11 protein-coding genes are annotated in these 15,915 nt (G+C 29.5%); 1 reads left to right on the forward strand and 10 read right to left on the reverse strand.

Features of this window, described 5'->3' with window-relative positions; genetic code table 4:
• Positions 1 to 11: 11 nt before the first annotated feature.
• The 6 genes from SPM_RS01290 to SPM_RS01315 all read right to left on the reverse strand — a co-directional run bounded on the left by SPM_RS01290 (position 12) and on the right by SPM_RS01315 (position 10,666).
• The gene (locus SPM_RS01290) at positions 12 to 2,174 is read right to left on the reverse strand and encodes a fructose-specific PTS transporter subunit EIIC (protein ID WP_004027809.1); all 2,163 of its coding nucleotides are present in this window, start codon (positions 2,172 to 2,174) and stop codon (positions 12 to 14) included.
• A 126-nt stretch (positions 2,175 to 2,300) separates the two neighbouring features.
• Positions 2,301 to 3,095: a MurR/RpiR family transcriptional regulator gene (locus SPM_RS01295; RefSeq protein WP_004027810.1), complete on the reverse strand. Its 795-nt coding sequence runs from the start codon at positions 3,093 to 3,095 to the stop codon at positions 2,301 to 2,303.
• Between the two features lie 48 nt (positions 3,096 to 3,143).
• Positions 3,144 to 6,668 carry an ABC transporter permease gene (locus SPM_RS01300; RefSeq protein ID WP_004027811.1) on the reverse strand — a complete coding sequence of 1,175 codons (3,525 nt, stop codon included), beginning with the start codon at positions 6,666 to 6,668 and terminating at the stop codon, positions 3,144 to 3,146.
• A gap of 51 nt (positions 6,669 to 6,719) precedes the next feature.
• Positions 6,720 to 7,466 carry a ribonuclease III gene (gene rnc, locus SPM_RS01305; protein ID WP_004027812.1) on the reverse strand — a complete coding sequence of 249 codons (747 nt, stop codon included), beginning with the start codon at positions 7,464 to 7,466 and terminating at the stop codon, positions 6,720 to 6,722.
• Positions 7,467 to 7,473: 7 nt separating this feature from the next.
• Positions 7,474 to 8,478: a phosphate acyltransferase PlsX gene (plsX, locus tag SPM_RS01310; RefSeq protein ID WP_004027813.1), complete on the reverse strand. Its 1,005-nt coding sequence runs from the start codon at positions 8,476 to 8,478 to the stop codon at positions 7,474 to 7,476.
• Positions 8,479 to 8,557: 79 nt separating this feature from the next.
• Positions 8,558 to 10,666, reverse strand: coding sequence for a polyribonucleotide nucleotidyltransferase (locus SPM_RS01315; RefSeq protein ID WP_004027814.1), 2,109 nt, complete (start codon positions 10,664 to 10,666; stop codon positions 8,558 to 8,560).
• Positions 10,667 to 10,772: 106 nt separating this feature from the next.
• On the opposite strand from SPM_RS01315, the gene SPM_RS01320 reads away from it, so the two are divergent.
• Positions 10,773 to 11,099: a rhodanese-like domain-containing protein gene (locus tag SPM_RS01320; protein WP_004027815.1), complete on the forward strand. Its 327-nt coding sequence runs from the start codon at positions 10,773 to 10,775 to the stop codon at positions 11,097 to 11,099.
• Positions 11,100 to 11,147: 48 nt separating this feature from the next.
• On the opposite strand, the gene dnaJ is transcribed toward SPM_RS01320, so the two are convergent.
• From dnaJ to hrcA, 4 genes are all read right to left on the reverse strand, one after another.
• Positions 11,148 to 12,284, reverse strand: coding sequence for a molecular chaperone DnaJ (dnaJ, locus tag SPM_RS01325; RefSeq protein WP_004027816.1), 1,137 nt, complete (start codon positions 12,282 to 12,284; stop codon positions 11,148 to 11,150).
• Positions 12,285 to 12,350: 66 nt separating this feature from the next.
• Positions 12,351 to 14,132 (reverse strand): molecular chaperone DnaK, encoded by a 1,782-nt coding sequence (gene dnaK / locus SPM_RS01330; RefSeq protein ID WP_004027817.1) that lies wholly within the window; start codon positions 14,130 to 14,132, stop codon positions 12,351 to 12,353.
• Positions 14,133 to 14,160: 28 nt separating this feature from the next.
• Positions 14,161 to 14,784: a nucleotide exchange factor GrpE gene (locus SPM_RS01335; RefSeq protein ID WP_004027818.1), complete on the reverse strand. Its 624-nt coding sequence runs from the start codon at positions 14,782 to 14,784 to the stop codon at positions 14,161 to 14,163.
• Entirely contained in the window at positions 14,777 to 15,823 is a 1,047-nt protein-coding gene (hrcA, locus tag SPM_RS01340) for a heat-inducible transcriptional repressor HrcA (RefSeq protein WP_004027819.1), read from the reverse strand. Before hrcA ends, SPM_RS01335 begins: the two co-directional genes overlap by 8 nt.
• Positions 15,824 to 15,915 lie beyond the last annotated feature (92 nt).

Here is a 15,915-nt window from a genome sequence, read left to right on the forward strand (position 1 = left end):
CAAATTCACCTTTATCTTTCTACTCTAATCTTTGTTTTTTTCTGCTTTTGATTCAAATATTTTTCTTGTTCACTTGATGATAATTTATTAAATTTTTTTAATTGCTGTTTTTTAATGGTTGGAACAATTCCCAACGATAGAACATTAATTGTTCAAGTATGAACTTTTTGTTCTAAAATTGGTTTTGTTTTAATATATTTTAATCCTAATAATAATGTTGTTGAAATTGCACAACCAATAATTGCAAAAATTAATCATAGTAGAATGGCAACACCAATTGAAACAGCACCTGTTGTTGATTGGATTCCTGCCATTGTAATAAAACCACCTCCCGTAATGGTTGAACCTAAATTAAAAGCTGCGCATAAACCACCAGAAACAGCACCTCCTATCATAAAAGAAGGAATAACACGGAATGGATCAGATAAGGCAAATGGAATCGCTCCTTCGGTAATCCCTAATGAAGATAAGATTCATGACATTTTGCCAGCTTCTTTTTCATATTGATTTGAAAACCGACGACCAATTCAAGTTACTAAAGTAGTCGTTCACCCAGTTCCAATTCCAGCAGCTCAAAAGCATGCATATGGAACCAACAAACTTGGATTAGTTAATTGCCCGCTTGTAAAAGCTTGTGAGAATGATGCAAATGAGAAAGCTCATGCCACTTTATTAAAAGGACCACCTAAATCAAAAACACACATCATTCCAATAATAATTCCTAATATTGCTGCTAAATTTGAGGTTTGTAAAGTTGTCAACCCACTAAAAATAACATTAATTAATAGGGCAATTGGTTGACCAATAACAAAGAGAATTAAACAAATACTGATTAATGATCCTAAAACAGGATAAACAAATCAAGTCAAGACACCTTGCATTTTTTTACTCACAAGATATTTTTTAAATCCTTTCATCATATAACCAACAACAATTCCAATAATTAAACCACCTAAAAAACCTAATCCATCAATGATTACAGTGCCATCATTTGCAGTCTTTGTTACATAAACACAAGCTAATCCACCTAAAAAACCTGGGGTTAAACCTGGTTTATCTGCCATTGCATATGCAATATAGGCCGCTAACACCGGAGCTAATAAAATACTTAAACTTTTACCAGCAACATCACTTAAAGTATTTAATCAATTAGCATGTTCCTTAATATAATCAACACCCGCAATTTGAGCAATAATTGTAATTAAAGCTTGAATTGCTGTTCCGGCAACAATTACTGGCACTGCATAGGAAATTCCAGTTAAAACAGCATTTTTTAAACTAACAGCACCAGCTTTAAAATGTAATTTGAATCATCCTTTTTCTTTTTTCTCTTTTTTAAATTCCTTAGTTGGAATTTGTTGATTAGATAATGGTCGCATAATTTGCGTAGCTTTTTGAAAAACCCCTTCAACATCATGCAATGGTTCACTAACTGCTACTTTTAAAATAGGAATATCAACAAATCGTTCTTGTTCACCAATGGCAACATCAGCAGCAATAATTAAAACATTAGCATTTGAAATATCTTCTAGTGTTAATTTATCTTCATATCCATTAGCACCTTGTTTTTCAACTTTTACTGCATACCCTAATTTTTTCGCTTCATCTTCAATTTTTTTTGCAGCCATATAAGTGTGTGCTACTCCAGCTGGACAAGCTGTGATTCCTAAAACATAACCTTGATAACTCTCATTGTTAACTTCCGTCTCATTATCAACTGCCGATAATAATTCCAAAATCTCGGTTTTATTAGTCGATGTTTTTAAAATTTGACGCAGATTTGAATTTAATAATTTTTTAGCAACATTACTTAAAACTTCTAAGTGAATGTCATTTTTTTTATTAGTCGGAATAATTAGTGCAATGGCAACTTGAACCTTTGTATTATCAAAAGTTGACCATTCTAATCCAGTTTGATAGCGAACAAAAATAACGGCTGGTTTTTTAATATCTTTAATTCGAGCATGTGGAATTGCAAAACCATCTTCTAAACCAGTTGATGTTTCATATTCACGAGCTCATAATGCTTTTACTAATTTTTTGGAATTATCAATGCACCCTGCTTGATACGCTACTGTTGCTAATTCATGAAATGCTTCATCTTGATTCTTTGCGGATGAATTTAAAATAATTTGTTCTAATGAAAAAAGATTATTTTTATTTTTAATACTCATGTTAGTCCTCCTAAAATTAAAATATTAAACTGTTTTTGTTCTACTTTTATTAAAACAAAAACAATATTTTTAACAAGAAAAAAACTATATTTTGAAATATAGTTCTAAAAAATGTAATTAATTTTATTAAATTGTTTTCCGGATAATTTTTGCATATAAATAATCTAAAAACTGCATAACAGTTTGTGAACGAATTGAAAAAACATCTCAAATATCATTTTCCCGAGAATTAATAACAAAATAATCAGTTAAATTAGTAATTAATTCATTTTTTTTCCCAATAATACCAAATGAATACACAATTGATTTAACTTGTTTAGCAATTGTTGCAATAAAATTTGATTGTCCACTTAATGTTATATAAAGAACCATATCATTTTCATTAATCATTGGCAAATATGATTCAATTGAATTTAAATCGTTTTGATGAATAACATTTTTATTAATTCACCGTAGTCTCTGAACAAAATTACGTGAAATATTATATGCTAAATTAAAAGCAAAAATGAAAACTGTTTTTGCAGTAATAATTTTTTCAATTAAAACTGACAAATCACTTTTAAAAAAATTAGCATGTAAATCTTGGGCAGATTCAATCTTAATTTTCAAATATTCATCAAAAAAAGATGTTTCATTTTGTACTAACTGCTTATTTACACTAAATTGTTGTGAACTTAATGTAACATTTTCTGTTAAGTATTTTAACTTAAATTTTAATTCATTAATTCCTTCTAATCCCAATTTTTGACAAAACCGAATAATGCCCGCTGTTGAAGTAAAACAATGATTAGCTAATTCACTCGTAGTTAATTTGCTAATTGTTGTAATATTAGCTAAAATATAGCGAGCAATTGTTTGATTTGTTAAATTCTTTTCATCTACTGCTAAAGCCTGCAATTGTTTTAATAAATATGTATCCATTAAATTCTCCTTTTTAACATTAATTACGAAATATTAATAATATCTCCATTAATTTCAATTCATTGTTTTTAAAATTGGATAACGATGGTCCATAAATTTTTTATTTAAAACAAAAGCAATAATAAACATTACAAGTAATCCTAAAAAACTAATCAAATAATCACCAATATTAACAGTTCCTGATACATATGACAACATATTAAAAATAATTTGATAACGAATTAAACCAATAATGGTTGCCCCAATTGGAATTGAAATTACTCAACTAATTAAAATAATTGGTAAATAAATTAAGAACATCCGATTAAAAATTCATAAATCAGAATACCCTAGCGCTTTAAAACTATTTAAAACTTTTAAATTATCTTTTAAAATAATATTTGTAATAATAAAAATTTGGAAAATACATGCAACAATTGAAGCAACTAAAATTAATAAATAAATTAAGAATAAAATAATTTGTAAATTGACTGTTTGCTGTAATAACATTTTTAAATTTTGTGTTCCATTATAAATTGGTGCTGGTTCATATTCTGTTTCAAATGAAGCATCATAATTATTATTTTTATCATAAACACCAATATAATGATATGTTTCATTATCGCGTAATGCTGAATATAGATTTGCTAAGCGTTTTGGTGTTAAGCGTTGATTATTATACTTATTAATTAAAAACATATTTTTCATTCCATTATCAAATTGATCAACAACAATGTAAAATATTGCACTTCGATCATTAAAATTATCTAATAAAATGTCACCAATGTTAATATTATTTAAATAACGATAAGCACGATTAATAATAAGTGGATATAATTGAATCCGATAATTTTTTGGATCTCAATTAGGATTTTTACTATGAAATCATTTTTCACTTTGAATTAATTTTTTCATTTCATTAACTTGTAAAATCGCATAATTAACAACCGGACTAAAACGATTAGTTTGTGCTGGTCGTAATAAACTATCATTATCATTAGGCTGATCAAAGCTCTTAATTTTATTAAAGAATCAATTAATATCTGTTTTCTTCTCAACATTTGGATAAAATAGTGTTGTATTATTTTTATAATCATAAAATTCAATTGCATTACCATATAAACTTTTTAAATTTTTATGACTAATAAAATTCCGATAAAATGTTGGGATTGATAAATCAATTTTTGAATTTTTATTAGCACTTTGATATTCATTTAAAAACTGTTCTAATAAACTATAATTTATTGCTTCTTGTGCATATAAATTTTCGGTATTTGCAAAAATTTCTGATTGATATGGACCATAAATAATTGGTTGATAACCTATCGTAATAATGCCATCTTCGTGACTTAATTCATTAATAAAATATTCATAAACTGTTCCCTTAATAAATTTTGTAATTTGTTCATAATATTGAGTATCTTTACAATTTTCAACATATCATTCATAAGATCTTGCTTTAAACCATTTATATTTAAACGATTTAATGATATTACTGTCACCAATAAATGGTCCACATACTGGATCACTAAATCCAAAAGTATTATATTTTTTTAACACTAATTCTTCTGTAAATTGCCGTTTTTCTGGTTGTAATAAATAATATCCAGAAACATCTGGTTTTTTAACTGCTTCGGGATTTTCATAAACTAAATAATCATATGGTGGAATTCCACTAGCACTATAATTATAATTATTATCATACCGATAAACATATTTTCAATTTGCATTTGCTTTTAAATTAAGATTAATTTGACTAAAATTAATAATTGTTGTTAATCCTGTAAATAACATTGCTCCGGTTAATGTTGTTACAACAACTGTTAATAATAATTTTCACTTAGCGTCTAAAGCAAATTTAAGACTAATTTTATATTTAAAGTTTAAGTGTAGTAAATGATGACCTTTTGGAATCCGTGTTTTGACTACTTTTGGTTTTAGTAAAACTAGTGTTGGTCGTGATACCTCAATAATAATGAATAAAAAAGCATAGAAGCAAACAGCAAAACTAGGTAACAAATATGTTCCAACAATTAATCATCAAGGAGGAACTGAAATATAAGTAGTAAATTCTAAAAAACCTTGATAAGTAATATTTAAGATAAAGGAAAAGATTCAACTTGTTATTAATGCTAATGAACAAATAATAAACATCAATAATAAAAAGCAAGAAAGGAGTAAAAATGCAATTGTTCCCGTTCCATATCCTTGTGCTTTTAAATTACCAATAATTCCCCGGTTTAAAAATAATAATTTATTAACAATCATACTAATCATAATAAAAGATGAAATTATTAATAATAATGAAATTGCAATTAAAATTGACCAAATGATATCTTCTTTATTATTAATAAGTTCTTTCATATGATGTAATGGCGTATAAGCAGAAGTAAAACGTGAAAAAGTAGCATTATCATAAACATTGGCAATATCACGTCAACTATTTTGTGCTTGCAAAAAACCAGGATTTAGTTCTTTTGCTGCAAAAGCAGCATGGATGCTAATTATACTATTAATAAGTTGTGGTGCATCATTAGTTATTTTTGTTAACAAATTTCTATATTCTTCACCACGAAGTCATAAATATGGGTTATAAATAAAAGATGACGCATTTGCCGCACTATTGACATAAGCATTTGTCGCAAAACCAATAACACGATATTGATAACCATAAATACTAAAAAGGTCATAAAGCTTGATTTTATTATGTGAAGCATAAGAATTATTAAGAATAATTGGCGGGTAATCATCGGCTGCCTTATAATTTAAAAATTCTTGATAACTTCCTTTTACCATAATTGGTGTTGTTCAATAATATGGTTGCACACTTTGAATATAAAAGTTTTCTGCTTTAAAAATATCGTAAAGGCGCATTGTTTCACTCATTAAAGCACGGTCAGCAACTGAACCAATAATAACGGAATTTAAAAGGCGCGTTTGTAAATCATAAATTCGTTTCTGATTTGTACTAAAATCCTTATAAGCATTAGTAAAAATGAATGTATCTGTTACTAAATGAGGATTATCTGGTGAACTTACAAATGGAATTAAGTTTGCTGGGTCTTGTAAATAACTAAGCAATTCACGATAATCAGCATTACTAAAAAAGTACGCACTATCAGGGACAATATTACTACTAAAGTTTAATATTACTTCACCTTTTGCCTTTAATTGTTCTATAAAATATGAATTTGAACTGTTTGAAGCAAGCCATTTTCCTGGCTGGTTACTTTCTGAATCCAATATAATTTGATAAATATCTTTGCCATTGGGTTTTAACTGAAAATAAGAACTTTCTACCTTATTAGTATCTAGTTTCCCATCATCGTTAATATAATTAATATTATTTAAACCATATGATAAATTTTGATTATTTAAAACAATTTTTAAATTATGATTAAATTGAAGTGAAATATTAGTATTATACAAGTTGTTTCCAATCAATGCTAATTGATCCGTACTTAAACTACTTGACATAATCATTCCGCCAAACAAGGTAATAATAATTCCTAACATTAAAAATAGCCCTAAAACTTGTAAACTATTTCTAGTAAAACTTAATCAAAAATTCTTAAATAAATGTCTTATCCGCATCACTTTTCATCTCCATATACTTAAATTAGTTTAATCATATTACATTGTTGTTTATTTTTCGAAATGATATTTTGATTTTGTTGCTAATTTTTGTAATGCATCACGAGCTGCTAATTGCTCAGCTTCTTTATGAGTATAACCGCATCCTTCACCATACCGAATCCCCCCAATTTCTGCAACCACAGTATATAAAACTCGATTTCCTTCTAATGGTGGTGATTCTTTAATCAATTTATATTCTAATGTTCGAGCATCACCAGCCTGTAAAAATTCTTGTAATTCAGTTTTGTAATCTCGAATTTGGTCAAAAAAACCAGGATTAGAAACCATTCTAATAAGAGTATTATTAATAAAAGTACGAACGACCTCTTCACCTAAATCAAGATATAATGCAGCAATCATTGATTCATAAATATCAGCTAAAATACGATTTTTTTCATATCCTTTTGTTTTAATTTCTCCTTTTCCTAATAATAAGAAAGGTGCTCAATTCATTCGACGAACTAATTCTGCTAATGTTCCTTCACGAACAATTTTACTACGTAAATTAGTAATTTCACCTTCATTTTTATCAGGAAAAATTAAAAATAAGTACAAGGAAATTTCTTTTGCTAAAATTGCATCGCCCAAAAATTCCATTCGTTGATAAGTATAACTTAAATTATGCTCATTTGCATAAGAATTATGGGTTAATGCTTCTAAATAATATTGTCGTTCTTTAATAAAAACATGATATTGTTTAAAAAAAGCTTTTAATTCAATAAAAAGTTGTTCCGGCTGTTTATTTATAAACTGCATCGTATAATTAATCCCCCTTTAACAATTTTACTGTCATTTTTTGAACAAAGTCATTGACAACTGCCGTACGAGTTAATTCTAAAGTACTAATTCATGATTTTGCATCACTACTGCCATGAGTTTTAACAGCAATTGCTTTTAATCCTAAGACTAATGCTGCTGCATTATTTCGATAATCAAAGGTTTCACGAACTCCCCGAAAAGCTTTTCGCAAAGAAAAAGCTTTTAATTTTCGATAAAAATTCTTTGTTAATTCGTGTTTAATAACACCCATTAAATTCTTTGCCATTCCTTCCAATGTTTTTAGCGCAATATTCCCAGTAAAACCATCTGTTACAACAATGTCAACAACATCACTAGTAATATCACGTGGTTCAATATTTCCTTTAAAAAAAATTTTTTTATTATTTGCTAATAATTTATAAGCTTCTTTATGATAATCTTTTCCTTTTGATGCTTCTTCACCAATATTTAAGATTGCTACGCTTGGTTTTGGATTATGCATAATTTCTTGCGCATAAACACTAGCCATAATTGCAAAATTAACAAGATCTTGGGCATCATTTTCTAAATTAGCACCAACATCCAACATTAAAACAGACTTCCCTTTATTAACTGTTGGAATAAAAGGCATAAAAGCTGGCCGTGAAACTCCCGAAATTTCCCCCACAATAAAATGACACGCCGCTAAAAACGCCGCTGTTGAACCACCGGATACCAAGGCATCTACTTTTTGATCACGCAATAATTCAGTTCCACGAACCATTGAACTATTTGGCTTACGACGAACTTCCATCATACCTTCCATCATTGCAATTACTTCTGTTGTAGCAAAAATTTCATATTTTGTATTATCTAATTTTGCTGCTGCTGTGGCAGATTTCAGTTCCTTCTCATCTCCGATTAAGACAAAAGTAACATCGTCATATTTCTTCATAAAAACTTTCAAAGCGTCAATAATTGGTTTAATGCCTAAATCAGTACCCATCATATCAATTGCAATTTTACTCATAATTAAATCTCCTAACTCCTTATTTAATTATAACAAATATTTTAGTTATTTATTTAAGAACCAATATTAAAAAATTAAGTTACTTTTTAGGTAATATTTCAATTAATTGTAACTTAATTTTTCCTTTCCCATCAATTTCTATCACTTTAACTTTAACAATATCATTCAATTGAACAATATCTTCTGCTTTTTCAACATGTTGTTTAGCTAATTTAGAAATATGAATTAAACCATCAAGATTTTCTTTTAAATGAACAAAGACACCAAATTTTTCAATTTTAACAACTGGTCCAATTATTTCTTCTCCAACAACAACTGGCATTGCAATTGCTTTAATTAACTGATATGCTTTTTCAATCGCCGTTGTTTCTTTATGATAAATTGTCACTTGACCATCATCCTCAATATCAATTTTAACATCATCTGATTTTTCAATAATAGCCGTAATCATCTTCCCACCTGGACCAATAACTTCACGAATCTTATCAACAGGAATCATAAATGTTTTCATTTTTGGTGCTGTTGGTGCTAAATGTGCTCGTGGTGCAGAAATAGTTGCCAAAACATTATCTAAAATTGTTAACCGTGCTTTTTTTGCTGCTTTTAAAGCTTCTTGGAGAATTGCTTTGTTAATTCCAGCAATTTTAATATCCATTTGTAAAGCACAAATTCCCGTTGCCGTTCCGGCTACTTTAAAGTCCATATCACCGAGATGATCTTCCATACCTTGAATATCAGTTAAAATAGTATAGTTATTTTTTTCTTTAATTAAACCCATTGCAATCCCAACTACTGGAGCTGTAATTGGCACCCCAGCAGCCATTAGCGCTAATGTGGCAGCACAAATTGATGCTTGTGAAGTACTACCATTTGATTCTAAAACTTCAGAAACAATGCGAATTGTATATGGAAACACTTTTTCACTAGGAATAATTTGTAATAATGCTTTTTCACCTAATGCCCCATGCCCAATTTCTCGCCGTGAAGGAGGACCCATCCGCCCAGTTTCACCAACTGAAAATGCTGGAAAGTTATAATGATGCATAAAACGTTTACCTTCTTCATCGGTAATTCCATCAATAATTTGGTTTTCACCTAATGCCCCTAATGTTACAACTGATAAAACTTGCGTTTCACCCCTAGTAAACAAAGCACTCCCATGAACAACTGGTAAAATATCAATTTCACTACTTAATGGTCGAATTTGATCTAATTTTCGTCCATCTAAACGCGTTTTATCAATTAAAATTTGACGGCGCACTTCTTGGCGAATAATATTATGTAAGGCTGTTTTTAATTCTACTGTCAATTGTTTCTGTTCTTTTTCTGAAAGTGAAACTGGCATAGGATAATTATTAATTGCTTGTTCAATTAAATGTTCAATTGTTTCATAACGTTTTGTTTTTTCTTTAATTCGAGCAGCTGTAATTAAATCTTTCGCATAATTATTATTAACATAAGTAATAATTTCAGGTCGGACCTGAAACAACTCAACTTCCATTTTAGGAACTCCAACTTTAGCAATAATTTCATGCTGAAAAGCAATTAATTGCTGAATAACATCATGGCCTGCTAAAATTGCTTGTAACATTAAATTTTCTGAAACTTCTTTTGCCCCCGCTTCAACCATATTAATTGCTTCAGCAGTTCCTGCAACAATTAATTCCATTTGACCATCATTAATTTGTTCTAATGTTGGATTAATAATAATATTATTTTTTTGGTCAACAGTTACTAATGCACCCGCTACTGGACCAGCAAATGGAATTTTAGAAATGCTAAGTGCTAATGATGCCGCAAATAAACTAACCATTCGTACATCATTGTCATTATCAACAGCAAGAACATTAATAACAATTTGAACTTCATTCCGAAAATTTTCTGAAAATAATGGTCGTAAAGCACGATCAATTACTCGTGCTGATAAGGTCCCATATTCAGATGGTTTCCCTTCTCGTTTTAAAAATCCCCCCGGGATTTTTCCCACTGAATATAATTTTTCTTGAAAAACAACAGTTAAAGGAAAAAAATCAACTTCACTAAGTTTGTTATTAACTGTTGCTGTTACTAAAACAACCGTGTCACCATAACGGACTAAAACTGAACCACTTGCTTGTTTTGCTAATTGACCATGTTCAACAATTAGTTCCTGATTATTTATTATTTTTTTAAATACTTGTTTTGCCATCAAAACTCTTAATCCTCTCTGTTATACTTAATCTTCTTAATTTTATCACACATTATTTTGATATTTACGATATGATATAAATATACAAAAAAATAAGGAGTGTAAGATGAACCAAAAAGCAGTCTATATGGATAATGAAACCTTTGAAACACAAAAAGATCATGCTTTATTATTAGATGTCCGCACTAGTGTTGAATTTAAAGCGTTACGACAAATTCCAAATTCAATCAATGTTTATATTTTTGATTTGCTCCAAGATCCACCTCGTTATTTATCAGACAAAAACCAATTAATTATTACATTATGCAATGGTGGTAATCGTAGTAGTGAAACAGCCTTAGAGCTACGACAATTAGGATATCATAATGCTTATGTTTTAACAACCGGAATTTATGGTTATTATCGTTGAAAAGAACAAAAAACAAAAAAATAAAAAAGTTTTAATTATGCTTAATATCATAATTAAAACTTTTTTTAATAATTATAAATCTTCATAAAAATCATCAGTAATTTTAAACGAACTATTATTTCTTAACTTTTGTAAAATTGTTTTTTCTTCTGGCGATAATTTTGTTGGAATTGTTACAATCACATTAACAATTAAGTCTCCCCGTTTGGTTGATGTTGGTGACTTGAAAAACCCATGATTTGGAATATTAAAAATACTATTTGTTTTTGTATTTGGTGGTAATTTCAAATGAACATCCCCATCAAAAGTTGGAACTTTAACTTCAGCTCCTAGTAAAGCATCTAAATAAGATACTGGTAAATTTAAATGAAGGTTATCATTAACTCGTTTAAAATATTTATTTGGTTTTACTGAAATTTCTAAATAAATATCCCCTCGTGGACCATTATTTAAACCGTAGTTTCCTTTTTCTCGAATTCGTAATTGTTGATTTTCATAAATTGATTTTGGTAAATCAATTTCTACTGTTTCTTTACCTCGATAATTTCCTTGCCCTTTACATTTTGAACATTTATTGGTAATTACTTTTCCTCGCCCTTTACAGTCAGGACATGGTTGTTGTGATTGAATCACACCAAAAAGACTACGTTGTTCTAGGTTAATATAACCATACCCATCACAAGTTGTACAAGTATGAATGTCTTTTTTAGGATCTTTTGCCCCAGTTCCATCACACATTTCACATTTTTTATCAATATTTAAATCTAAGTTTATTTTTTTCCCAAACATTTGTTCTTTTAACGTTAATGTAACACGGGCAGCAATATTTTCCCCTTTAATTGGCTGATTACTAAAACCACGGCGTTTTTTACCACCACCAAAAAAGTTTTCAAAAATATCACCAAAACCACCAAAACCACCAGAGAAAATATCTTCAAAATCTCCAGTACTACTAAAACCATGACTAAAGCCACCAAAGCCGTTAGGGTCAGTTCCAGCATGACCAAACTGATCATAATTACGGCGTTTATTTGGATCAGATAAAACTTCATAAGCTTCATTAATTTCCTTAAACTTTGCTTCGGCATCTTTTTCTTTTGAAACATCAGGGTGATATTTTTTTGCTAATTGTCGAAAAGCACGTTTAATTTCATCATCAGTGGCATTACGATTAACGCCCAATACTTCATAATAGTCTCGTTTTCCCATTACCATCTTCCTACTTTCTCTTTTAAAGAAAAGATAACTAAAAGAATTTTAGTCATCATTATTGTCTTATTTATCTTTTTTGTCATCATCATTCGTAACTTCTGGCTCAGATTGTTCACCTTGTTGATCATTCATAAATTTTGAAGCTTCAGCCATTGCTTGTTCTAATACTGCCATTTTTGCTTCTAAACCAGCATAGTCTTCTTTTTCTAACAATTCTTTGATTTCTTTGGCCATTTCTTCAGAAGTTTTTAACTGTTCAGGATTCATTTTATCCTTATGTCCTTCTAAAGCTTGTGTAATTGTTGAAAGATATGACTCTGCCTTATTACGCAATTCAATGTTTTTTAATTTTTGTTCATCTTTATCTTTATTTTGTTCTGCTTCATCAATCATTCGTTGAATTTCTTCCTCTGTTAATCCTCCACCATTAGTAATGGTAACTGATTGTTCTTTGCTTGTTTTTAAATCTTTTGCTGTAACTGATACAATTCCGTTTGCATCAATTGAAAATTTAACTTCAATTTGGGGAACTCCTTTTGGTGCTGGATCAATGCCAGATAATTGGAAACGTCCTAATGACTTATTATCCGCTGCCATTTTGCGTTCCCCTTGTAAAACATGAATATCAACGGCTGGTTGATTATCAGCAGCGGTTGAAAACACTTGTGATTTTGATGTTGGAATTGTTGTATTACGAGGAATTAAAACAGTTGAAACTCCTCCTAATGTTTCAATTCCTAATGATAATGGTGTAACATCTAATAATAAGACGTCTTTTACATCACCAGCTAAAACTCCTCCTTGAATTGCTGCACCGATTGCAACAACTTCATCGGGGTTAATTGTGCGGTTTGGTTCTTTTCCCAATTCACGTTTAATAACTTCTTGTACCGCTGGAATTCTAGTACTTCCACCAACTAGTAAAACTTGATCTAAATCACTAGGTTTTAATTTCGCGTCAGCTAATGCTTTCCGAACTGGTTCAATTGTTCGTTGAACAAGGCTTTTTGTCATTTCATCAAATTTTGCTCTTGTTAATGTTAAGTTTAAATGTAATGGATTTCCATCACGAGCAGTAATAAATGGTGCTGCAATTTCAGTTTGTAACTGTGAAGAAAGATTTTTTTTCGCTTTTTCTGCTTCTTCTTTCAATCGTTGCATTGCCATTTTATCTGTTTTTAAATTAATACCATTATCCTTTTTAAATTCATCAACCATTCATTGAATAATAACTTCATCAAAGTCATCTCCCCCTAAATGATTATCCCCAGCAGTTGCTAAAACCTCAAATGTTCCATCTGCTAAATCTAAGATTGAAACATCAAAAGTTCCTCCTCCTAAGTCAAATACTAAAACTTTTTGTTCTTTATCAACTTTATCAATTCCATAAGCTAATGCTGCCGCAGTTGGTTCATTAATAATTCTTTCAACTTCTAATCCAGCAATTTTTCCAGCATCTTTTGTTGATTGTCGCTGTGCATCATTAAAATAGGCTGGAACAGTAATAACTGCTTTTGAAATTTTTTGTCCTAATTTTTTTTCAGCATAGTTTTTTAAATAACGTAAAATTTCAGCAGAAATTTGTTCCGGAGTATAATCTTTATTGTTAACAGTAACTTTTTCTGATGTTCCCATTTTACGTTTAATTGAACTAATTGTATTTGGGTTTGTTACTGCTTGTCGTTTTGCTGCATCTCCCACAATAATTTCTTCATTTTTAAATGAAACAACTGATGGTGTTGTTCGTTGACCTTCGGGATTTTCTAAAACTTTAAAATCTTTTCCTTCCATCACAGCAACACATGAATTTGTTGTTCCTAAATCAATACCAATAATTTTTGCCATATTATCATACCTTCCTCTCTCAAATTAGTTATTTTGCCACTTGAACTGATGCATGCCGTAAAACACGATCATGAATCATATATCCTTTTTGTAAAATTTTAACAATACATCCTGATGAAACATCAGTTGTTTCAATAATTTCAATTGCCGAATGGAAATTAGAATTGAAGTGTTCTCCTACTTTTGTTTCCATTGCGGTAATACCTTCTTCTTCAAAAACCGTTTTAAACATACGATAAATCATTTCAAAACCTGTTAAAAAGTTTTTCACTTCTGGTGTTACATTAGTAACTTGCAAAGCACGTTCAAAGTTATCTAATGTTGGCAATAATTTTTCTGCCATTCCTGCTGCCCGATAACGTTTAATATCAGCAACTTCTTCATGAATTCTTTTCTTTAAATTTTCACCATCAGCTAAAGCTAATAATTTTTCTTCTCGCAATCGTAAATTGTCTTTTAACAATAAATCAATTTCATGTTCTAAATCTTCAATAATCGCCAAATTATTTGCTTCAGCTGTCGGCGCTGTTGCTGTTTTTGATGATTCTGACAGTGAATCAACAGGTTGATTATTTGCTAATTCTTTCCGTAATTGTTGAATTTTTTCTTTTAATTGGTTTGGCGAAGATTTATCATTTTTTTCATTACTCATTAATCTCACCCTCTCTATCTTCTTTTTGATATGCTTCTCTAATCCGATAGGCTAATCATTCTAGAACTTCATAAAGCTTATCATATTCTAACCGCTTTGGTCCTACCAAAGCAATTCCTCCTTCTTGCATATCATCAACCTTATAAGTTGTTGTCAATAAAGCCATATCATCATTGTTAAAACCTGTTTCATTCCCAATTTGAATTGAAACAAGATTTTCGTTTGGGTTATTCTGTTGTTTTTTAAAATAATCAAACGGTGAAATTGTTTCAATTAAGCGAATAACTTGTTTAATTCGTTCTGGGTTATTATACTCCGGATTTTGGAGCATATATTGAATCCCATGTGTTGAATAACTTGGTTTAACAATACTTGTTAAGGCGTTAACAAATTGTTTTAAAATATATTCATAATGTTTTACTTGTTGTTCTAAAATTGGACGAATTACCTCAAATTTTGTTGGAATATCAGTTATTTTAGTATTTTCTAACCGTGTGTTAAATAATTCAACAGAAATTTTTAAATCATTCATTGAACTATTTTTATCAATTGTAAACATTTTATTCTCAACATGCCCATTTGTTAAAACAAAGACAACAACTGCTTGTGTTTCAGAAATTGGCAATAACTCAATTTTTTTTAATAATTCTTCTTGAAAGTTTGGACCAACAACAACTGTTGTTAAATTTGTCATTTCACTTAAAATTTGGCCTGTTTGATCAAGAATATCATTAATTGACATATTACGATTAACAAATAAGGCTTCAATCCGGTTTTTAATATCATCAATATTTTTCTCAACCATCAAATTATCAACATAATAACGATAACCTTTTGTTGATGGAATTCTTCCTGATGAAGCATGTTCTTTTTCTAAAAAACCTTCTTTTTCTAAAATTGCACATTCATTACGAATTGTTGCAGAAGAAGAATCTATTAAGGACGAAGCCATAATAGCTTTACTTCCAACAGGTTGTGCTGTTTTTGTGTATTCTTCTACGATTACTTTTAAAATGTTTTCTTGTCGTTGGGTTAACACTGCCAGCACCTCCATTCTACAATTCTTATAAATATTTGGCAATTAACACTAAATAGTGCTAACACTTAATATTATAAATTTATCATTTAAAG

Source organism: Spiroplasma melliferum KC3 (assembly GCF_000236085.2).
GTDB classification, from domain to species: Bacteria; Bacillota_I; Bacilli_A; order Mycoplasmatales; family Mycoplasmataceae; genus Spiroplasma; species Spiroplasma melliferum.